The following is an 18,355-nucleotide window of genomic DNA, read 5'->3' on the forward strand; positions in this document are numbered from 1 at the left end:
CGCTTGTGGGTTTCGAAGCGCTGGCCGCGGCTTTATGTCGGTTACCGCCGACAGATAACACATGGCAGGGATTCAGCGACAGGGATCGGAGGTATCGCTCGAGAACCCGACGCTCGTCGAAGGGTTTCCCGGCGTCGGGCTCGTCGGCAAGATCGCGACGGACCACCTGATCAAAGAGCTCGAGATGGAGTACTACGCGAGTCTGGACTGCGAGGGGCTCCCTCGCGTCGTGACCTACCGGGGCGGGAGGGGCGGGCGCGCCCTCCGGTTCGGATCTACGCCAGCGAGGACCACGAGCTGCTGGCGCTCCAGAGCGACGCGCCGATCCGGGCCGACGCCGTCGACCCGGTTACGAACTGCGTCTCGGGATGGATCGACCAGCAGGAAGCCCGCCCGATCTACCTCAGCGGGCTGCCCGCCGAGCGCGAGGAGCAACCCTCGCTGTACGGGATCGCCACCGGGAGCAAGGACGACGTCCTCGCGAACCACGACATCGACGCCCCGCCGGAGGACGGCGTCGTCAGCGGCCCGACGGGCGCTCTGCTCAACCGCGCCGCACAGAACGGCGACGACAGCCTCGGGCTGATCGTCGACTCGAGTCCGCAGTTTCCGGATCCCGAGGCCGCGAGCGTGCTGCTCGAGGACGGGGTCGCCCCGATCGCGGACGTCTCGATCGACGTCGGGGAGCTGGTGAATCGCGCCGAGGAGATCCGGGAGCAACGCGAGCAGTTCGCCCGGCAGATGCAGGAGCTGAGCCAGGACGAAAGCACGCAGGCCCAGCCGTTGCGAATGTACCAGTGAGGGGACGTCCGGGCTTTCGGCTGTGAGGGACGTTGACACCCGAAAGCGGCGATCTTGCTCACGCAATCCCAACCCCTTTTCGGGTCCTGACGAATCCTTCGGACATGGCAGACCAAATCGCTCCCGACTTCTGTCCGACGACGTCGAACGGAACCCCGATGCTCGGGCTCGGCACCTGGGAAAACGACGACCCTGAACAGTGCGCCGAGAGCGTCCGGAACGCCCTCGAGCGAGGGTACCGTCACATCGACACGGCACAGGCCTACGGCAACGAGGACGCCGTCGGCGAGGGGCTCGCGAACGCCGACGTCGACCGCGAGGAGGTCTTCCTCGCGACGAAGATCTGGATCGACAACCTCGGCTACGAGGACGTCAAAGAGACGGCCCGAGAGAGCATGGACCGTCTCGGCGTCGATTACCTCGACATGCTGTACGTTCACTGGCCCGCCGGGGAGTACGACCCCGAGGAGACCCTCTCGGCGTTCGCGGAGCTGTACGACGAGGGGCTGATCGAGAACGTCGGCGTCAGCAACTTCATGGCCGAGGACCTCGAGACGGCGATCGACGTCTGTGACGCCCCGATCGCGGCCAACCAGGTCGAGCTTCACCCGCTGCTTCCCCAGGAGGACCTGCGCGAGGCCTGCGAGAGCTACGACGTCGACGTCGTCGCCTACTCGCCGCTGGCCCGCGGCCAGGTCTTCAACCACGACGGGCTCGAGGAGGTCGCGTCCCGACACGGCGTCAGCGAGGCCCAGGTCAGCCTCGCCTGGCTGCGCGAGAAGGGTATCGTCGCGATCCCGAAGGCGACCGGCGAGGACCACATCGAGGACAACTGGGAGTCGCTGCTGGTCGAACTCGACCGCTCGGATATCGACACGATCGACGCCATCGACGAGGTCAGCCGCGAGGTCGATCCGGACTTCGCCCCCTGGAACTAGTACGGCTGCCTGAATAGCAAGAAAGCTTACCTTTTCTCGACTCGTCGCGGGTCGCATGGCAACCCGGACACGGAAGGGTGACGCCGGCGTCCTCGAGGAAATCAGGACGGATCTCCGGCGGCTCCACGACGGCTGGATGGCGCTCGTCTTCCCCAGACAGCGCGGCCGCGGTCACGCCGTCATGGGTCGGTGGACCCCCGAGACGACGCCCCAGCAGGTCGGCTACTACGGCTGGGGGATCGTCGGCGCGCTCGGCCTGCTGGCGCTGTACCCGCTTACCGTTCTCGGCTTCGCGACCCGCTACTACGCGGCGACGCTGGACTCGACCCGAACCCGGCTCGGAATCGCCGGCGTCACCGCCCTCGCCGTCCTCGCGTGGGGCGGGCTGACGGCCCTCGCCCACCTCCGGCTCGAGCCCGAGGCCGTCCTCGCGGTCGCCGCGGCCGGTGTCGTCGCCACGGGATCGACGGCACTGGCGGCCGCCTGCTCGCGGATCGGGGGTCGGCCCGTCTCGGTGCTGCTCGCGTACCCGTTCGCGCTGACCGCACTCTTTTTGCCGCCGGTCGTCGCCGCGCTCGTGACCCCGTCGCTCGAGGACGTCGTCCTCGAACCCAGCTACGCGTTCGCCGTTCAGTTGCTCGAGGGGCCCCTGGCCGTCGGCGGGATAAACGAACTGCTCCGGGCGAACTTCGAACTCGCTGGCACGGCCTACGCAGCGATGTGGACCGCGATCGCGTTCCCGCTGGGGTGGCTGCTGGGGGGTGCGGTCGCGCTGGCGAACCTCGTGCGTCCGTCGAGCTAATCGGCTCGGCGCGCGAAGATGGATGGTCGTCCTCGTGGTGGGGCGACTATGGACGAGAGCGACGCGACGATCGAATCCTTCCCCCTGGGGCGACGCGGCACCGTCGACTACATGCGGACGGCCGGCCGACGGAGCGTCGTCCACGGGCTCGTCGAACTCGACGTCACCGAAGCCCGGCGGCGCATCCGCGACCACGAGGACCGAACGGGAACCCGACGCTCCTTCACGGCGTTTCTGGTCCTGTGTCTGGCCCGGGCGATCGACGACCATCCGAACGTCCAGACGTACCGCGACTGGCGGGGCCGACTCGTTCGGTTCGAGGACGTCGACGTGAACGTCCTGATCGAACGGGAGATCGACGGTGAGCGGATCGTCGTCCCGCACGTCCTCAGGGCAGCGAACCGGCGCTCGCTCGAGTCGATCCACGAGGAGATCCGGGCGGCCCAGACGGATCCGAACGCGGGCCGACGGAGTGCCCTGTCGGCCGCGGGACTGCGACTCCCCGGCCCCGTTCGGCGGCTGTTCTGGCGGCTGCCACGGACCTTCCCCCGGCGCTGGAAGCGCGTCACCGGCACCGTCGCGGTGACCTCGATCGGCATGTTCGGTGCCGGCGGTGGCTGGGCGGTTGCGCCGACGAACTACGCGCTGCAGCTCACGGTCGGCGGCATCGAGCGCAAGCCGAGGGTCGTCGACGGGGAGGTCGTTCCCCGGGAGCTCCTCGATCTCACCGTGACGGTCGATCACGACGTCGTCGACGGCGCGCCCGCGGCCCGGTTCGTGCGACGACTGACGGAGCTCGTCGAGGGGGCCGACGGGCTGGAAACGGACCTCGAGACGTAGAGGCTCCGAAAGCGAGAGAGTTCCATCCGCAGAGCCGTGTAGCTCGGTGGAGCTGTCGAACCCGAATAGGTTCGGTCCAGACCAAGCGTCAAGTCGATCGGACTGCCGGTTTCCGATACCCTTTGGGGCTTCGCCGTCCCACGATTACGTATGGAGTTCGATCTACCAACCACGGCGGCGACGTTTATCGCGCTGATCACGCTCGGCGCGGTCGGAATGATCGCCTCGGACATGATGGCGACCGACAGTATCCTGATGATGGTCGTGCCGTCGATGGTGGTCTTCGGCGGTATCATGCTGCTGATCGGGATCAAACACGGCCAGTATCGGGCCACCAAGTAGCCGGAATCGTCGTTTCAGGGTTCCTCGTCGAACGTCCAGCGAGTCGCGTCGGTCGGAAACTCCGACCACGCGAACGCGACGTCCGGACGGACCCGGAAGAACGGCGGTCCGTGCCGAACGCCGTACTTCTCCTCGTAGGCCGCGTCGGGTCGCTCGACGGTTCCGGACGAGGCTATCTCCTCGTCGATCCGTTCGGCCTGCCCCTCGAGAATGATGACCTCCTCGGCGTCCTCGCGGTGGACGACGATATCGGGGTTTCGCTCGAGGTTGCGGACCCGCCGCGTCCGCTCCCCACCGCCACAACGGAAGGTGCCGTCGACCCAGACGCCCCAGGGCGGAGGCCGATGAAACGCGTTGCTGGTCGGTCGAGTTCGGACCGAAAACGGCGGTCGTTCGATCGTCGGTGCGCGAGCGCGGCGTCGCCTACATATACCCGAGGTCGCGCAGGCGCTCCATCAGGTCCTCCTTGTCCTGGGCGCGGCCCGCGCGCTCGGTCGTCCCCTCGAGGTCCTGGAGCCAGGCGGGGTCGTCCTCGGTCTTCTCCGTGCTGATCTCGCTACCCAGCGAGCGGAACCCTTCCCAGTACTTCGGCGAGACGGGTGTGTCGCGGGGCTCGAGCCCCTCCGGCAGGTCGTCCTTCCCTTCGGGGACGTAGCCCTCGTCCGGGAACTCGGGGACGGTGTCCGGCACCACGAAGTTCCAGAACGCCTCCCACACTGCGGCCTCCTCGAACTGCAGGATGGACTGGATGCGGTCGTGGGGCGGGTAGATGTCGGGGTCGTGGCGCGGCGAGAAGAACGTCTCGTCGGCGCGAGCCTCCTGTTCGTCCCAGCGAACGCCGGAGATGACGCCGTCGACGTCGTGCTCCTCCAGGGCGTTGTTCAGCGCGACCGTCTTCAGCAGGTGGTTGCCGACGTAGGTGTCCAGCAGGAACGGGAAGGTGTCGTCCTCGTACTCGAGCAGGTCCCGAACGTGGTGCTGGTTCTGTTCGTTCAGTTCCTCGATCTCGATCTCGTCGCCGGGTTCGAGGTCGTGCTCGTCGACGTACTCGCCGACGTCCTCGTTGCGCGCGTAGATCACGTCCAGATCCCACTTCTCGGCCCAGTCGTCGACGAAGTCGTGGACCTCGTCGAAATGCTGGTAGTGGTCGATAAAGATCGCCGGCGGCACCTCGAGGTCGTAGCGGTCGGCGACCTCCTTGACGAAGTACAACACGAGCGTCGAGTCCTTGCCGCCGGTCCACATGACCGCCGGGTTCTCGTACTGTTCGAGGCCCTGGCGGGTGACCTCGACGGCCTTCTCGATTTTCTCGTTGATATGGGGGTAGTCCTCGGGATCCTGACCCTCGCCGTCGTCGTAGTTCACGTCGACGTAGTCGGGGAAGCTCTCGGTCATCGTACTGTAATTAGATATAATTAGGAGGGATAAACCGTTTGTGGGACCGGAAACCTCTGTCGGAACTCCGGACGCTCCCCATCGACAGGTCGGCTGTCACCGAGTGAACAAATCGTTTATTTATCCGGGCGCGAGAACACTCACCATGATCGATGCGGTCGCCGCCGCGTTCGTCCTCGCCGGGATCGCCCTCCTGCTCTCCGGCACTGCGCTCTCGGTGTACGGAATCGTCGCCGTCGGCCTCACCGCGGGCGCCGGCGCGGGGTATCTGGTCGGCCCCGCGCTCGGACTCGAGGGTGTCGGCGCGGGCGTCGCCGCCGTTCTCGGCGCGGCCGTCGGCGGCCTCGGAAGCTACCTGCTCCTGTCGGTCGCCGTCTCGCTGCTGGCGTTCGTCGTCGGGACCGGCCTCGCGGTCTCCACACTCTCCTCGAGCGCCGCCGCAGACGGCTGGCTTCCCGAACTGGGTGGTGCCGTCGCCGTCGGCCTCGTCGCCGCCGTCCTCGGGCTGGTGCTCACGCGGTGGGTCACCGCCGCGCTTACAGCCGTCCTCGGCGCCGCGCTCGCCTCCCGGTCGCTCACCCCCGAGGGGATCCTCGCGGCCCGCGAGTCGCTGACGCTCGACCCGCTGCTGTTCGAGGTTACGTCGCCCGCGTTTCTACTCCTCGTCGCGGTCGGTCTCCTCTCGCAGTTCGGGCTGTTCTCGCTCCCGCGGCTGGTCCGGGCCGTTCCGCGACTCCTGTTCCCCCGGCGCCGCGAGGACTCGACGGCGACACGGTAGCGCTGCGGACTCGTCCGCTCCCGAGGACGCCCGGTAATGCTGTGGTTACCCACCGAGCCCCCGGCACGGTCGGGGCTGTGGCGGTCTCGGCTCGTTCGCGCCCGGGCGCTCGCGCTCGCCGTGCGAACGAAGAAGGCAGTGGCTTACTTTGTCCCTCGTCGGCACAGCGTCGAGCGATGACGTTCCCCGAAGATCGACTCGCGAGACACGTGGGCGAGGACGAGTCGGTTCGAACCCTCGCGAGCGCGACGTTCCTCGGCGAACCCGCCTCGGGACCGGTGACCGTCGGCCTCACCGACCGACGGCTGCTCTGTCTCGCCGAGGACGGCGCCTTCGCCGACGTACGCTACGAGTACGTCAGCGCGGTTCGCAGCCGCCCCCGGAGCAGGTGGGAGTACCGGTACCGGACCGAGGACGCCCTGCTGGTCGGTGGCGTCGGTGCCGTGCTCGCGGTGATCGGCGTCCTCGTCGCGGTCGGCTCTGCCGTCGGCGCGGGACCGCTGGGTGGCGCGCTCACGACGACGGTCGGCCTCGTCGCCGCGACGGCGGTCGCGTCGACCTACCGGGCTCGCGAAGCGACGGGACTCGACGGAGCCGACCGCCAGCTGGTCGTCGGTGCCGGCGGGTGTGCCGTCCTCTCGCTTGCTATCGTCGCGGCCGTCGTGCCCGCGCTGTCGGCGTCGCTGTTCGCGTTCGCGACGGTCGGCGGACTGGCGATCCTCGCGGCCGCGCCCCGGGTTGCCGCCGTCCTCGAAGGGATCGAGCTCGGCCGCAGTCGGAAGACGCAGCTGACGATCGCTACCGTCGACGGGGGGACGGTGCGGCTCGTCCTCGAGGACGACGCCGACCTGGGCCGGGAGCTGGGGGTCGAACTCGCTCGTGCCGAGCCGACCCCGCCGACCGCCCGCTCACCTGACGGCGACGTCGGGCTGGCGCTGCTCGGACGGGAGCCGGCCGAGGAATCACAGAGCCAGTAACGCACAACTACTATTCCCGTCCTCCGGAACTACTTGCGTATGCGAGTTATCGACGCCGACGTTCTCGTGACGGGACTGGACGCGGAGCCGATCGACGACGGCCGACTGGTGGTCGACGAGGAGGGCGCGATCGACGCCGTCGGCCCCCGCGAGGACGTCGCTGCGCCACCGGACGCTGCCCACGACACCTACCCCGCGGTCGCGCCGGGACTGATCGACGCCCACGTCCACCTTCAGGGGACCCGAACGATGAACCCGCTCGTCTGGACCACCGAGTCCTCGGAGCTCGGTACCGCGCGAGCGACGGCCGACCTGCGCTCGCTGCTAGCGGCGGGCTTTACCGCCGTCAGGGACGTCGGTTCGACGACCGGGCTGGGGCTGCGAGAGGCCGTCGCCGAGGGGACGATCCCGGGTCCGCGGGTGTTTACGAGCGCACAGAGCATCAGCCAGACCGGGGGCCACGGCGACTCCCACTTTCTGCCCTACGAGTGGGCCGCGACCGGCGAGGGATCGCTCGCGACGCTCGCCGACGGTGCCGACGAGTGTCGGAAAGAGGCCCGCAAGCGGATCCGTAACGGCGTCGACGTCCTCAAGATCATGACGACCGGCGGGGTGTTGAGCGAGAAGGACGCCCCCGACCAGAGCCAGTTCACCGACGCCGAGATCCGGGCGTTCGTCGAGGAGGCCCACCGGGTAGGGATCCCGGTCGCCTCCCACGCCCAGGGGGCACCGGGGATCAAGGCCGCGCTCCGCAACGGCGTCGACACAATCGAACACGGGTTCTGGGTCGACGAGGAGTGTCTCGAGCTGTTCGAAGAGACCGGTGCGACGTTCGTCCCGACGCTGTCGATCATGCACCGGCTGCTCGAGCACGGCGCCGACCACGGCGTTCCCGACTACGGACTCGAGAAGGCCCGCGAGGCGAGCGAGGCCCACCTCGACTCCGTCCGGCGGGCCTACGAGAACGACGTCCCGATCGCGACTGGGACGGACTTCCTCGGCCCCGAGCCGGTCCCCCATGGCGAGAACGCCCTCGAACTCGAGCTGCTGGTCGAGGAGATCGGCATGAGCGAACACGAGGCGCTCCAGTCGGCGACCCGGATCGCCGCGCGAACGATCCCCGACGACGACGTCGGAACCCTCGAGGTCGGTAACCGCGGGGACGTCCTCGCGCTCGTCGGCGATCCCTGCGAGGACCTCGAGGCGATCCGAACCCCCGAGACGGTGTACGTCGACGGGGAACCGGTCGGTCTGTAGGACCTCGAGTCACCGACAGCATTATTCTTCGCGGGCCGAAGCTCCGTCCATGGGAACGATCGACGCGAGCGACCTGCTGCCGGCCGAACGGCTCCGAACGAGCGCTCTCGAGGGCGAGGTTACCCAGATCCATCGCGGGGATAGACACGCCGCGGAGGGTGACAGCTTCGAGATCGAGGGGACGACCTTCGAACTCGTCGAGGTGACGGAACGACGGCTCGGCGACCTGACCGACGAGGACGCCCGCGCCGAGGGGTCGTCGGATCTCGAGGCCTACAAGCGACGGATCGAGCGCACGCACGGCACCGAGTGGGACGATGAGAACACTGCGTTCCTGCACCGATTCGAGCCCGTCGACTGATCGTCCCCTTCCGTTCTCCGTTCGCAGTTCCTGCAGTCGTCGCTCCGGTCGGCCGTCAGTCGAGTTCCCGCACGACCTCCGCGGGGTTCCCGGCAACGACGACGTCCGCCGGGACGTCCCGGGTGACGACGGCGCCCGAGGCGACGACCGATCGGTCGCCGACGCTGACGCCCGGGTTCAACACTGCCTGCCCGCCGATCCAGACGTCGTCCCCGACGCTGACGGGGTCACCGTACTCCACTCCCTCGGCGCGGGCGGCAGCTTCGAGAGGATGGGTCGCGGTGTAGACGTGGACGCCAGGGCCGAGCAGACACCGATCGCCGACGGTTACCGAACGCACGTCCAGAACGACACAGCCGAAGTTCGCGAAGAACTCGTCCCCGACGGCGATCTGGTCGCCGTAGTCACACCGGAACGGGGGTTCGACCTGCGGGCCCTCGCCGACGGCGCCGAACAGCTCCTGGAGGACGAGCTCCCGACTCTCACGGTCGCTCGCGGTCGTCCGGTTGTACAGCCGACACAGCGCTCCGGCACGCTCGCGGGCCGCGGCGAGTTCGGGGTCCGAGGGATCGTACGCCTCGCCGGCGAGCATCTTCTCCCGTTCGCTGGCCATACGGTCGATCGGCGCGGGGCGCAGATAGGCGTCCCGATCGACGCGATTCGCGGCGGCGACCGCCTCGCTAGCCCTCCGCGAGCTGAGCCAGACACTCGCGACAGTACCGCGCGTTCGAGTCGTTTGGGGTCTCGCAGGACGGACACCGGTACTCCGAGCGGTCGGCGCGGTCGAACTCGAGGCCGTCGGCGAGGACGTCGAGGACGTCGTCGTTCGGTGAGACGTCGACGTCCTCGCGGTGGCGTAACTCGAGCAGCAGGGCGTCGTCCCGTAGCCGCTCGAGGCCCCGGACCAGTCCGAGAAAGAGCAGCGTCGGCGCGACCGAGACGAACGCCGCGAGCGCGAGTCGCCCGACGATCCCGTAGCTACCCGGATCGAGCATAGTTCGGGTACGGGAACGGACGGAATAGCTCTACTGTCGGTCGGACTTCGTAGAACTCCCGTGTCGGCGACGGTCAGTCGCTGATGAACTTGTTGTCCCGCCAGTTGACGCCGCCCTGGCTCGAGCTGTGGTCCCGCGGACCTTCGACGACCTCGATGTCGGCGGGTCGGGGCTCGCCCTCGACGATACGGGTCGCCTCGAGCTCGCCGTCGAACTCGGCGATCGCGGTCAGGGTTCCCTTCTCGGCGGCCTCGGCGATCTCACAGAGGACGAGGAACATCTCGTACTGCAACAGCGAGTTCTGGAGGACGGTCTCGCGGTCGCCCTTGAACGCGGCGAACTCGACGAGCTCCGATTCGATCTCTTCCTCTTCGTCCTCGTCCCAGCGGAACGAGTTGTGTCGCTCGTCGGGGTCTTCCTCGTAGACCCGGTTCTCGGTGACGCTGGCCTTGAGCTGGGCCGTCGGAGTGTACTTGCTGACCGATTCGTCCTTGGCGACGGCCTTCAGGATCAGCGTGTTGTTGCGTCGCGTGATCTCGACATCCGAGACGCCGTCGGGAAACGTCGCCTCGTCGATGTGGTCGTGGAGGTCTTCGAGGGGCAGTTCGAGGGTCGAGTGCAGCCGATATACGTGTCTGGATTCCTCTGTGGACATAGTGGGAAGGTGTGGAGCGCTCGCTGGCTTATAATACGGTCGCGTGGCTTATATGACCTGCTATTAAATTCGAGGCCCTATATAAGGAATAAATTCAACTCGGTTTCGGCGCGAGCTATTCGTCCGCGAGCGTCTCGGCCAGTTCGCCGCGCTCCTCGAGCTCCGCGAGGATGTCCGACCCGCCGACGAACTCACCGTCGACGTACGTCTGGGGAATCGTCTCCCAGCCGCTCTGTTCTTCGAGGGCCGCCCGGTACTCGTCGAGCGAGTCGAGGACGTCGACGGTCTCGTACTCGTCGCGGTACTGGTCGATCAGCCCGAGCGCGCGACGGGAGTAGCCACACTGGGGCATCAGTTCGGTTCCCTTCATAAAGAGGACGACCTCGTTGTCCTCGAGGGTCTCGGCGACCTGTTCGTTGACCTCGTCCTGGTCGAGCCCCTGATTCGGTGGGAAGTCCATACCGGGGGTACGAACGTGACGGGGATAGACCTTACGTCCCCGGTGATCGTGCGCCGATTCGATCCGGCACCGTCAGTCGGCCGTCGAGGCCGGGGTATCGTCCCCGGCGTCGGCCGACCGCAGGTAGCCCTGAACGTACGCGCCGACGAACATACCGGCGATCCCGTAGAGGATCGCGACGTTGCCGATCCCGAGGCTGGCGTAGGCCGCGCCGGGACAGATCCCCGACAGCCCCCAGCCGACGCCGAAGATCCCGCCCCCGAGGACGACGTTTCGGTCGAGCGTCTTCAGCCGACGGCCGTAGGCGGTTCCGGTAAGCGGTGCCGTCCCTCGGACGTGTTTGATTCCGAAGAAGGTGATCCCCGTCACGACCGCGGCACCGAACATGACAAAGAGCAGTCCGAAGTCCTCGAACTGCAGGAAGTTCAGGACGATCTCGGGCTGGGCCATGTGGCTGAAGCCGAGTCCGAAGCCGAAGATCAGTCCGCCGACGAACACCAGCGGCATGAACAGCGGATGTTGCTCGTGGTCGGCGCTCATCGCTCACACCTCCGTTCGTAGCTCGCGGTTCGTTTCGCTCGCCGCTGGCGTCTCCGGGATTCTCGCGCGGCTCGAATCCCGTTCATCAGGGACTCACCCCCAGCGCCTGCACCAACTGGGCGACGCCGATCGCAACGAGCAGGAAGGTCGCGACGCCGACGAGAGAGGCGCTCGAGGCCGAGCCGACGCCACAGACGCCGTGGCCCGAGGTACACCCCTTGCCGACGCGGGTTCCGATCCCGATGAGGATTCCCCCGAGGAACAGCCGCCAGGGCTGGACGTCGGTCAGCCACAGCGTCAGTCCGCCGACGTCGTAGAGCTGTCCGGTCGTCGCGGGCTGGTGGAGCGAACTCGAGACCAGACCGGACTGGAACGTGACCGCGTAGACGGCCGCGCCGGCGACGATTCCCAGCGTGAACACGACCCGCCAGTCCCGCGAAGCGCGGTACCGCTGGAACCGCGAGAGGTTCGAGACGTACGACAGGGTCGACTCGAGGAACGTGCTCGCGCCGGCGGCGATGCCGGTGCCCAGATAGATGACGACGGTACCGAGACCGACGAGGAGACCGCCGATCGCGTAGTGGCTGATCCCGTTCGGGAACAGCTCCCCGAACGCGACCGCGAGGAGTGGTGTTACTGCCATATACGACCGCTAGGGACGCCGAGGCATCAATCCTCCTCACTCGGGGAAACTTGTGCGTATCTCGGAGCCGTTCCCGAGCCGTCCCGGGGCGACTGCCGCGCGATCAGTCGGCTGCACTCGACGTCGTCACAACGTCGAGCTTCTCGGCGGCGTAGCCGAAGACGTCGCGGTAGCCGTACGAGGACATGAGCACGGGGTAGAAGGATTCGGTGGCGACCTGCATGTCGCCGTCGGCCGCAGCAAAGGGATCGCCCGGCTCGATCTCGGTGAAGTTGTCGACGAAGACCTCGTAGCTGTCGGCCTCGCCTTTCGGAATGGCGTCGACGAGCCGGTACACCGGCAGGTCGCGACCGACCGTGTCGCCGGGCAGAGCGCCAACGGCGGTCAGAAACGCCCGGGTGAGCCGGTGGGCGTTCTGGGCTGCCGTCTCGGAACCCTGCAGTCCGCACTCGACCTCGACGGTGTCGATCTCGGAGAACAGCCGTCCCTCGGCAAACTCGCTGGTCTCGACCATCGCCTGCACGGGCAGCTGCGGACAGATCGACTTCGCCCGTTCGCCGATCTCGTTGACGATGGCGAACGGTTCGGCGTGGCTCTGCGTGGAGTGCATCGAGAACGTGAAACAGCCCGACAGCTCCTCGACGAGCTCGTTGGCGAGCCGTCCCTCGTGGGTCTTGGCGTCCGGATCGCCCGGAAACGCCCGGTTGAGGTCCTCGTCGACGAACCGTACCCGTCGCTCGAGCGCCTCCTCGTTGGCGATCACGAGCTTGACGGGACGCTCGACGGACGGGTTCTCGTCGAGCAACCGCTCGACGGCGCGAACCCCGCAGGGCTCGTCGCCGTGAATTCCTCCGACAACCGCTATCTCGGGCGTTCCGGACCCGAGCTGTGCAACTTTCATTATCAGTCGTACGAACTTCGACCTCAAATGCAGTTCGGTCCAGCATGGGCGCGGCCGCAAGCGACGGCGAACCCCCACTCTCAGGGACCGGTCTCGACGTCGGCCGCGTACTCTCGATCGATCGGTCGGGCGGTCGGTCGCTCGCCGTCCAGCGGAATTAGCCAGCCGTCGATCGCAGCCGGCTCCTCGAGGGCCGTCTCCAGGGTTTGACGGACCTCACGAACGTCGACGCCGTAGTAGTCGTCGGGGATCCCCTGTAGGTACTGCAGGGCCGTCCGGAACAGGCTTCGCATCCCGTCGTCGTCCTCGAAGTCGGCTCGCTTGTAGGCACCGGCGGCGACCTGAACCATCCCGTGCAGGAAGGAGCTCTCCGTCGTCCCGTGGCCGTAGTTGTACCACTCGTGTTCGAAACAGTCGTGGGACTCGTGGAACGCGCGGTCGTTGAACAGCCGCACGCCGTGGACGACAGCCCGCCGGAGCGTGCCGTGTTCCCAGCCGTTCGACTCCCCACGGTCGGGATCCCAGCCCGTCGGCTCCCCCGAGATCGGCGGCGCGACGGAGTAGTCTCGCGTGTGGTCGGTCATCGGACTCGAAACGACGTTCGGAGCGACTCGGCGAACGGTGCGGTTCCCATCACTCACCCCTTCGGGCTCGAGGACCCCGTTCGTTTCGCTCGTTGCGCCGCTTGCCGGCGTCGGACCGTCTCGACACCGAACCGTACGACAGCGATCCGATCCGTTCCGGCCGCACCCGGAATACTTATTTCGAGCGACGAGCGATCCACGGTCGATGAAACATCCGGACGGTCGCTGTCTGCGCTGTGGCGGACGGCTCTTCGGACACGTTGAGGGGGGCTACGCGTGTCACAACTGTAACGCCCGTCACCTGCTCGAGCCTATCGACGGGACGTCCTCGGTCGAGGACGTCCCCGGGTGCGGACTACGGGCGTAGCGAGAACCGCAGGGTATTCATACGATAGTCACCAACCGTCGACCGCGTGCGAGGGTAGCCAAGCGGTCAACGGCGGCGGACTCAAGATCCGCTCGTGTAGACGTTCGTGGGTTCGATTCCCTCCCCTCGCACTCACCAGAGTGCGGCAAGAGCGAGCCTCTTGCCCTCGCAAAGCTTCTCGCGACCGACGATCCGCCAGCGACTGCGCCGCGTCGATCCGAAACGTGATCCCTTTTTGACGGCGGCCCACCGAAACCGAACAATGAGCGACTCCGACGAGCTCGATCGACGCGCCGACACCGCCGTACGGGCGGCCCGAGCGGGCGCCGCTGTCGCCGGCGAGGCGTTTCGCACGACCCTGGAGGTCGAGACGAAAAACGGCAAGACCGACGTCGTCACGCGGGCCGACCGCGAGGCCCAGGTCGCGGTGATCGAGGCGATCCGCGAGACCTACCCCGACGACCCCGTCGTCGGCGAGGAAGAGGACGAACTGAAGGAGGTTCCCGAATCGGGGCCGGCCTGGATCGTCGACCCCATCGACGGGACGAACAACTTCGTCCGGGGGATCCGATCGTTCGGTACCGCCGTCGCCGCGGTCGTCGACGGCGAACCCGTCGGCGCCGCGACGGTGTGTCCGGCCCTGGACGACGAGTACCGGAGCGGTCCCGAGGGGGCGTTCCGGAACGACGAGCCGATCGCGGTCAGCGATTGCGCCGACCCCGAGGCCGCGACGGTCTCGCCGACGTTCTGGTGGGACTTCGACCACCGCGATCAGTACGCCGCCGCGAACCGCGAGATCGTGACCCGTTTCGGCGACATGCGACGGTTCGGCTGCGCTCAGCTCGGGCTCGCGATGGTCGCTTCGGGTGCCCTCGAGGGGATCACCACGAACCTGCGGGCGAACCCCTGGGACACCGTCGCCGGCGTCCACCTGATCCGGCAGGCTGGGGGCCAAGTGACCGACCTCGAGGGTGAGCGCTGGCGCCACGACAGCGAGGGGTTGGTCGCCTCGAACGGCGCGGTTCACGAGGAGCTGCTCGAGGCTGCGCGAGGGATCGACCCGTAGGCGGGCGGGTTTTTTCTCGGAGTGTAAACCGGAAACGGTAAGCGGTCGCTCCCACGGGTATCGAGTATGGACGAGTACATCGAACGGTTCGGGGCCGTGCGGATCTGGGCCGCGACCGTCCTCGTGCTCGCTGCCGCCATCGTCGCCCTCGCGGTGGCGTTTCCACAGCGAGTGTACGTCGATCTCATCTGGCAGTACTACTGGGGGCCAGTCGTCGCCGACGCCCACGGCTGGAACTGCGTCGCGTGGGCCGGCGGCGCCGAGATCCCCTGCAACGAGGCCGGTACCGGCGCCGGCCCGACCGCCGAGCCCGGCTACACGGCGGTCTCCTACGCCGGCTACATCCCGACGCTCCTGTTGTTGCTGATCGGGATCTACTTCATCATCGACTGGCTCGACATCGAGCGCTACCGAGCGGGCTTTTTCGCGCTGTTCCCGTTCATGCTGTTCGGCGGCGCCCTGCGAACCGTCGAGGACGCGAACGTCGCGGCCTACCGCGACACGGGTGAGCTGGCGATCGAGCTGCCGTGGTCGGGCTTTCTGATCAGCCCGCTGATCTACGTCACCGTCTTCCTGGTCGCGCTGGTCGCGATCGTCGCCGGCGTCTGGCTCGAGCGAAAGGAGTACGTCTCGGGCTACGAGTATCCGCTGTTCGGAGTCGGCGCCGTCGCGCTCGCGGCGACGCTGGGCTTTCTCGGATACACGGCCGCGACCGAGACGTACTCGACGTTCTACTGGACGATTCCGGCGATCGTGCTCACGGCTGCGACCGTCTCGACGGCCGTCGTCTGGCTCGCGATCGAGCGGTTCGCACCCGGGCTGAACGCGGGTACCCGGTACATGGGAATCGTGATCATCTGGGCCCACGCCGTCGACGGCTTCGCGAACCAGCTGATGCTCGACTGGTCACACGTCTGGGGGATGACCTACACGCCGAAACACCCCGTCAACGACGCGATCGTCACGTACACGAGTGCGCTTCTGCCTCAGAGCGCGGAGGTCATCGGCAGCGCGTGGCCCTTTGCCCTCCTGAAACTCGCCGCACCTGTGGCCATCATCTGGCTGTTCAACGAGGAGATCTTCGAGGAGAGTCCGCAGTTCGCGTATCTCCTGTTGGTCGCCGTCGTCGCCGTCGGACTCGGGCCCGGCACCCGCGACATGCTCCGGGCGACGTTCGGCGTCTAACTTCGCGCGAGCTCGAGTCGACGCGCTTTTCTCCTCTCTCTCGGACGTGGCTGCTGAATGAGCGAGCGAGAGCCACCGGTCGACGACGAGCGCGAACCCGACCGCTCGTCGAACCCGAGCGACGACGTCGATCGGCTCCTCGAGCATCTGGAGGAGCTCGAGGAACTCGTCGACCACCCCGACGAGCGCGAACAGGTCCGGAAGGCAATGCGAACGGCCCACCGCATCCCCGGGCTGGACGCGGTCGAGCAGGGGATCCGGAAGTACACGGCCCGCGACATGGCCGAGGCGTTCGTCGGCAGCATCCTGCTTGCGCTGCCGCTGCTCGTCGAGGACGGCGTCTTCGAGATCGCTGACCACTTCGTCACCACGACGGTGTCGGGGATCCCGGTCTTTCTCATCGCGAACGTCCTGTTCGTCGGCGTCCTCACGACCGGGTTGCTCTACTGGACCGACATTCGGGACGTCGACGTGACGAGCCCGCTGTTCGGCGTCGTTCCGCGGCGCCTCGTGGGTGTGTTGGCGATCTCCTTTCTCACCGCGGCAGGACTGATGGTCATGTGGGGCCGGATCTACGAGGAGGATCCGACGACCCTCGAGGCGTTCGCCCGGATCACGGTCATCTGGGCGGCCGGCGCGTTCGGCGCCGCGCTGGGCGACATCCTGCCTGGCGAAAGCGAGGGCCACGATGTCAGGCTCGACACGATCGACGACATCGTCGCGAGAGACCGGTAGCGGTAGCCGAGGGTTCGCGCCCGTGGCGGATCGGGAACGACTTACCGCCCCGAGATACAAGGGACGGGTATGACAGCAGATTCGCCCGCGGAAGCGGGCTGGTTCGCCGATCTCGAGCCCGGTGACCGCGAGGACGCGGCCGCCGCGATCGCGGATGGAACGACACCGGAGCCCCGGGACTGGCCGAACCTGGCCGTCGAGGCGGGCTTCGCGAGCGACACGGCGGAGTACTACGACCGACTCAAGGAGGCGACGACGACGGCGACCCGCGAGGCCGTCAAACGGGCCGAGCGGGCCGACGACCGACAGCTCGTCCACGCGGTGCGGACGATGGACGACTGTACGCGCACGGCCAACGAGCTCGCCGAACGGCTCGCCGAGTGGGCCGGCACGATCGATCCCGACGCGGGAACGGGCGTCGACTACGCCCGCGAACTCGCGGGCGACGAGGACGCCGTCGACCACCCCCGAGTTCGCTCGCTCGCCGAGCGGATCGCCGGACTGGCCGACGAGGCCGAGGCCCTGCGGGAGTACGTCGAGCGGGAGACCCCAACCGTCGCGCCGAACCTCGCGGCGCTGGCCGGCCCCGTGCTCGCGGCCCGGCTGATCTCGCTGGCCGGCGGGCTCGAACCGCTCGCGAAGCAACCCAGCGGAACCGTGCAGGTGCTGGGCGCCGAGGACGCCCTCTTCGCCCACCTCCGGGGGCACGCGTCCTCGCCGAAACACGGGATCATCTACACCCACGACGCGGTGCGGGGCACCCACCCCGACGAACGGGGCTCCGCGGCGCGGGCGGTCGCGGGCAAACTGGCTATCGCGGCCCGCGTCGACCACTACTCGGGCGAGCGCAAGCCAGAGCTCGAGGCCGAACTCGAGGAGCGCATCGAGACGATCCAGGCTCGAACCGACGACGACGGGGGTGACGGCGAGTGAGCGACCTTCCCGCGGGCGTCGAGCGCCGTCAGTTCGACGGTGACGAACAGCTCGCGACGCGGGGCGAGCCCGTCTACGGCGAGCCCACCGACGGCAAGTGGCGCGCCTGGAACCCGAACCGATCGAAGCTCGGCGCGATGCTCGCCCTCGGGATGGACACCGGTCTCGTCGGCGGGGACGACGAGACGGTGCTGTATCTCGGCGCCGCCAGCGGCACGACCGTCAGCCACGTCGCCGACGTCGCGGGTCCGACCTACGCCGTCGAGTTCGCCCCGCGTCCGGTCCGGGACCTCCTCGAGGCGGCCGACTCCCGACCCCGCCTCTTCCCGCTGCTCGCGGACGCCCGGAAACCCGAGACCTACGCCCACGTCGTCGAGCGCGACGTTGACGTTCTCGTCCAGGACGTCGCGACCCGAGGGCAGGCCCGTGTCGCCCTCGAGAACGCACGCTTTCTCGCCGAGGACGGCCGACTGGTGCTCGCGGTCAAGGCCAGAAGCGAGGACGTCACCCGCGAGCCCGGCGCCGTCTTCGCCGACGTCCGCGAGGAGCTGGCCGAGGGGTACGACGTCCTCGAGACGCAACGGCTCGACGACTACCACGCAGACCACCTCGGGGTCGTCGCGCGCCCGCGGTAGTCGGCCGAGGACGCGTCGCGTGAACGGTATCCGCGCCAGACTGGTCAGTCGAACGGACCGTCATAGCAGAGGTAGATAAACCCCAGCCCGAACCCGTTTTGCGGGTATTGCGAGCCTGCGGGAATTGCGCTCGGCTGTTATGTGGTCGCCGTTCCGTGAGTCGAG

General features: G+C 67.8%; 23 protein-coding genes, 1 tRNA gene and 1 pseudogene. 16 read left to right on the plus strand and 9 right to left on the minus strand.

Annotated elements, in window-relative coordinates:
• Positions 1–61: 61 nt before the first annotated feature.
• The 5 genes and pseudogenes from NATOC_RS17845 to NATOC_RS17865 all read left to right on the plus strand — a co-directional run bounded on the left by NATOC_RS17845 (position 62) and on the right by NATOC_RS17865 (position 3,723).
• A pseudogene (locus NATOC_RS17845) lies at positions 62–801 on the plus strand (proteasome assembly chaperone family protein).
• A gap of 104 nt (positions 802–905) precedes the next feature.
• Positions 906–1,739, plus strand: coding sequence for an aldo/keto reductase (locus NATOC_RS17850; protein ID WP_015322885.1), 834 nt, complete (start codon positions 906–908; stop codon positions 1,737–1,739).
• Between the two features lie 55 nt (positions 1,740–1,794).
• Positions 1,795–2,541, plus strand: a complete 747-nt coding sequence (locus NATOC_RS17855) for a hypothetical protein (RefSeq protein ID WP_015322886.1) — start codon at positions 1,795–1,797, stop codon at positions 2,539–2,541.
• A 48-nt stretch (positions 2,542–2,589) separates the two neighbouring features.
• Positions 2,590–3,381, plus strand: a complete 792-nt coding sequence (locus NATOC_RS17860; RefSeq protein WP_015322887.1) for a 2-oxo acid dehydrogenase subunit E2 — start codon at positions 2,590–2,592, stop codon at positions 3,379–3,381.
• A 150-nt stretch (positions 3,382–3,531) separates the two neighbouring features.
• A complete protein-coding gene (locus tag NATOC_RS17865; protein WP_015322888.1) occupies positions 3,532–3,723 on the plus strand; it encodes a DUF7333 family protein in 192 nt (63 codons plus the stop codon).
• Positions 3,724–4,146: 423 nt separating this feature from the next.
• On the opposite strand, the gene NATOC_RS17870 is transcribed toward NATOC_RS17865, so the two are convergent.
• Entirely contained in the window at positions 4,147–5,118 is a 972-nt protein-coding gene (locus NATOC_RS17870) for a phosphoadenosine phosphosulfate reductase family protein (protein WP_015322889.1), read from the minus strand.
• 145 nt (positions 5,119–5,263) lie between these two features.
• Between NATOC_RS17870 and NATOC_RS17875 the strand changes: the two genes are divergently transcribed.
• From NATOC_RS17875 to NATOC_RS17890, 4 genes are all read left to right on the plus strand, one after another.
• On the plus strand, positions 5,264–5,896 hold the full coding sequence (locus tag NATOC_RS17875; RefSeq protein WP_015322890.1) for a hypothetical protein: 633 nt from the start codon (positions 5,264–5,266) through the stop codon (positions 5,894–5,896).
• Between the two features lie 176 nt (positions 5,897–6,072).
• Positions 6,073–6,873 carry a hypothetical protein gene (locus NATOC_RS17880; RefSeq protein ID WP_015322891.1) on the plus strand — a complete coding sequence of 267 codons (801 nt, stop codon included), beginning with the start codon at positions 6,073–6,075 and terminating at the stop codon, positions 6,871–6,873.
• Positions 6,874–6,912: 39 nt separating this feature from the next.
• Complete coding sequence (locus tag NATOC_RS17885) at positions 6,913–8,130, plus strand: metal-dependent hydrolase family protein (protein WP_015322892.1); 1,218 nt, start codon at positions 6,913–6,915, stop codon at positions 8,128–8,130.
• A gap of 49 nt (positions 8,131–8,179) precedes the next feature.
• Positions 8,180–8,491 carry an ASCH domain-containing protein gene (locus NATOC_RS17890; protein ID WP_015322893.1) on the plus strand — a complete coding sequence of 104 codons (312 nt, stop codon included), beginning with the start codon at positions 8,180–8,182 and terminating at the stop codon, positions 8,489–8,491.
• 55 nt (positions 8,492–8,546) lie between these two features.
• Here the strand turns inward: NATOC_RS17890 and NATOC_RS17895 are convergent, their stop codons facing one another.
• The 8 genes from NATOC_RS17895 to NATOC_RS17930 all read right to left on the minus strand — a co-directional run bounded on the left by NATOC_RS17895 (position 8,547) and on the right by NATOC_RS17930 (position 13,269).
• The gene (locus NATOC_RS17895) at positions 8,547–9,104 is read right to left on the minus strand and encodes a sugar O-acetyltransferase (protein ID WP_015322894.1); all 558 of its coding nucleotides are present in this window, start codon (positions 9,102–9,104) and stop codon (positions 8,547–8,549) included.
• Between the two features lie 67 nt (positions 9,105–9,171).
• Complete coding sequence (locus NATOC_RS17900) at positions 9,172–9,486, minus strand: zinc ribbon domain-containing protein (RefSeq protein WP_015322895.1); 315 nt, start codon at positions 9,484–9,486, stop codon at positions 9,172–9,174.
• A gap of 73 nt (positions 9,487–9,559) precedes the next feature.
• A complete protein-coding gene (locus NATOC_RS17905) occupies positions 9,560–10,141 on the minus strand; it encodes a DUF7110 family protein (RefSeq protein WP_015322896.1) in 582 nt (193 codons plus the stop codon).
• 115 nt (positions 10,142–10,256) lie between these two features.
• Positions 10,257–10,601 (minus strand): glutaredoxin family protein, encoded by a 345-nt coding sequence (locus NATOC_RS17910; protein ID WP_015322897.1) that lies wholly within the window; start codon positions 10,599–10,601, stop codon positions 10,257–10,259.
• A gap of 72 nt (positions 10,602–10,673) precedes the next feature.
• Positions 10,674–11,141 carry a DUF6691 family protein gene (locus tag NATOC_RS17915; RefSeq protein ID WP_015322898.1) on the minus strand — a complete coding sequence of 156 codons (468 nt, stop codon included), beginning with the start codon at positions 11,139–11,141 and terminating at the stop codon, positions 10,674–10,676.
• Positions 11,142–11,226: 85 nt separating this feature from the next.
• Entirely contained in the window at positions 11,227–11,784 is a 558-nt protein-coding gene (locus NATOC_RS17920) for a YeeE/YedE family protein (RefSeq protein ID WP_015322899.1), read from the minus strand.
• A 103-nt stretch (positions 11,785–11,887) separates the two neighbouring features.
• Positions 11,888–12,685, minus strand: coding sequence for a M14 family metallopeptidase (locus tag NATOC_RS17925; RefSeq protein WP_015322900.1), 798 nt, complete (start codon positions 12,683–12,685; stop codon positions 11,888–11,890).
• Between the two features lie 80 nt (positions 12,686–12,765).
• Positions 12,766–13,269: a DUF309 domain-containing protein gene (locus NATOC_RS17930; RefSeq protein WP_015322901.1), complete on the minus strand. Its 504-nt coding sequence runs from the start codon at positions 13,267–13,269 to the stop codon at positions 12,766–12,768.
• A 205-nt stretch (positions 13,270–13,474) separates the two neighbouring features.
• On the opposite strand from NATOC_RS17930, the gene NATOC_RS22040 reads away from it, so the two are divergent.
• The 7 genes from NATOC_RS22040 to NATOC_RS17965 all read left to right on the plus strand — a co-directional run bounded on the left by NATOC_RS22040 (position 13,475) and on the right by NATOC_RS17965 (position 18,190).
• A complete protein-coding gene (locus NATOC_RS22040; protein WP_015322902.1) occupies positions 13,475–13,636 on the plus strand; it encodes a hypothetical protein in 162 nt (53 codons plus the stop codon).
• Between the two features lie 48 nt (positions 13,637–13,684).
• Positions 13,685–13,767, plus strand: a tRNA-Leu gene (locus NATOC_RS17940).
• 131 nt (positions 13,768–13,898) lie between these two features.
• Positions 13,899–14,702, plus strand: coding sequence for an inositol monophosphatase family protein (locus NATOC_RS17945; RefSeq protein WP_015322903.1), 804 nt, complete (start codon positions 13,899–13,901; stop codon positions 14,700–14,702).
• A 66-nt stretch (positions 14,703–14,768) separates the two neighbouring features.
• Positions 14,769–15,887: a DUF63 family protein gene (locus NATOC_RS17950; protein WP_015322904.1), complete on the plus strand. Its 1,119-nt coding sequence runs from the start codon at positions 14,769–14,771 to the stop codon at positions 15,885–15,887.
• A 57-nt stretch (positions 15,888–15,944) separates the two neighbouring features.
• Positions 15,945–16,622 carry a hypothetical protein gene (locus tag NATOC_RS17955; protein WP_015322905.1) on the plus strand — a complete coding sequence of 226 codons (678 nt, stop codon included), beginning with the start codon at positions 15,945–15,947 and terminating at the stop codon, positions 16,620–16,622.
• Positions 16,623–16,691: 69 nt separating this feature from the next.
• A complete protein-coding gene (locus tag NATOC_RS17960) occupies positions 16,692–17,555 on the plus strand; it encodes an NOP5/NOP56 family protein (protein ID WP_015322906.1) in 864 nt (287 codons plus the stop codon).
• A complete protein-coding gene (locus NATOC_RS17965) occupies positions 17,552–18,190 on the plus strand; it encodes a fibrillarin-like rRNA/tRNA 2'-O-methyltransferase (RefSeq protein WP_015322907.1) in 639 nt (212 codons plus the stop codon). Before NATOC_RS17960 ends, NATOC_RS17965 begins: the two co-directional genes overlap by 4 nt.
• The last annotated feature ends 165 nt before the right edge of the window (positions 18,191–18,355 follow it).

The organism is Natronococcus occultus SP4, assembly GCF_000328685.1.
GTDB classification, from domain to species: Archaea; Halobacteriota; Halobacteria; order Halobacteriales; family Natrialbaceae; genus Natronococcus; species Natronococcus occultus.

Coding starts and splice junctions, on each gene's coding strand:
- NATOC_RS17870 (WP_015322889.1), bottom strand. CDS start 5,118: ATGACCGAGAGCTTCCCCGACTACGTCGACGTGAACTACGACGACGGC.
- NATOC_RS17945 (WP_015322903.1), top strand. CDS start 13,899: ATGAGCGACTCCGACGAGCTCGATCGACGCGCCGACACCGCCGTACGG.
- NATOC_RS17930 (WP_015322901.1), bottom strand. CDS start 13,269: ATGACCGACCACACGCGAGACTACTCCGTCGCGCCGCCGATCTCGGGG.
- NATOC_RS17875 (WP_015322890.1), top strand. CDS start 5,264: ATGATCGATGCGGTCGCCGCCGCGTTCGTCCTCGCCGGGATCGCCCTC.
- NATOC_RS17855 (WP_015322886.1), top strand. CDS start 1,795: ATGGCAACCCGGACACGGAAGGGTGACGCCGGCGTCCTCGAGGAAATC.
- NATOC_RS17905 (WP_015322896.1), bottom strand. CDS start 10,141: ATGTCCACAGAGGAATCCAGACACGTATATCGGCTGCACTCGACCCTC.
- NATOC_RS17960 (WP_015322906.1), top strand. CDS start 16,692: ATGACAGCAGATTCGCCCGCGGAAGCGGGCTGGTTCGCCGATCTCGAG.
- NATOC_RS17955 (WP_015322905.1), top strand. CDS start 15,945: ATGAGCGAGCGAGAGCCACCGGTCGACGACGAGCGCGAACCCGACCGC.
- NATOC_RS17900 (WP_015322895.1), bottom strand. CDS start 9,486: ATGCTCGATCCGGGTAGCTACGGGATCGTCGGGCGACTCGCGCTCGCG.
- NATOC_RS17895 (WP_015322894.1), bottom strand. CDS start 9,104: ATGGCCAGCGAACGGGAGAAGATGCTCGCCGGCGAGGCGTACGATCCC.
- NATOC_RS17910 (WP_015322897.1), bottom strand. CDS start 10,601: ATGGACTTCCCACCGAATCAGGGGCTCGACCAGGACGAGGTCAACGAA.
- NATOC_RS17925 (WP_015322900.1), bottom strand. CDS start 12,685: ATGAAAGTTGCACAGCTCGGGTCCGGAACGCCCGAGATAGCGGTTGTC.
- NATOC_RS17850 (WP_015322885.1), top strand. CDS start 906: ATGGCAGACCAAATCGCTCCCGACTTCTGTCCGACGACGTCGAACGGA.
- NATOC_RS17890 (WP_015322893.1), top strand. CDS start 8,180: ATGGGAACGATCGACGCGAGCGACCTGCTGCCGGCCGAACGGCTCCGA.
- NATOC_RS17885 (WP_015322892.1), top strand. CDS start 6,913: ATGCGAGTTATCGACGCCGACGTTCTCGTGACGGGACTGGACGCGGAG.
- NATOC_RS17880 (WP_015322891.1), top strand. CDS start 6,073: ATGACGTTCCCCGAAGATCGACTCGCGAGACACGTGGGCGAGGACGAG.
- NATOC_RS17950 (WP_015322904.1), top strand. CDS start 14,769: ATGGACGAGTACATCGAACGGTTCGGGGCCGTGCGGATCTGGGCCGCG.
- NATOC_RS17865 (WP_015322888.1), top strand. CDS start 3,532: ATGGAGTTCGATCTACCAACCACGGCGGCGACGTTTATCGCGCTGATC.
- NATOC_RS17920 (WP_015322899.1), bottom strand. CDS start 11,784: ATGGCAGTAACACCACTCCTCGCGGTCGCGTTCGGGGAGCTGTTCCCG.
- NATOC_RS22040 (WP_015322902.1), top strand. CDS start 13,475: ATGAAACATCCGGACGGTCGCTGTCTGCGCTGTGGCGGACGGCTCTTC.
- NATOC_RS17860 (WP_015322887.1), top strand. CDS start 2,590: ATGGACGAGAGCGACGCGACGATCGAATCCTTCCCCCTGGGGCGACGC.
- NATOC_RS17915 (WP_015322898.1), bottom strand. CDS start 11,141: ATGAGCGCCGACCACGAGCAACATCCGCTGTTCATGCCGCTGGTGTTC.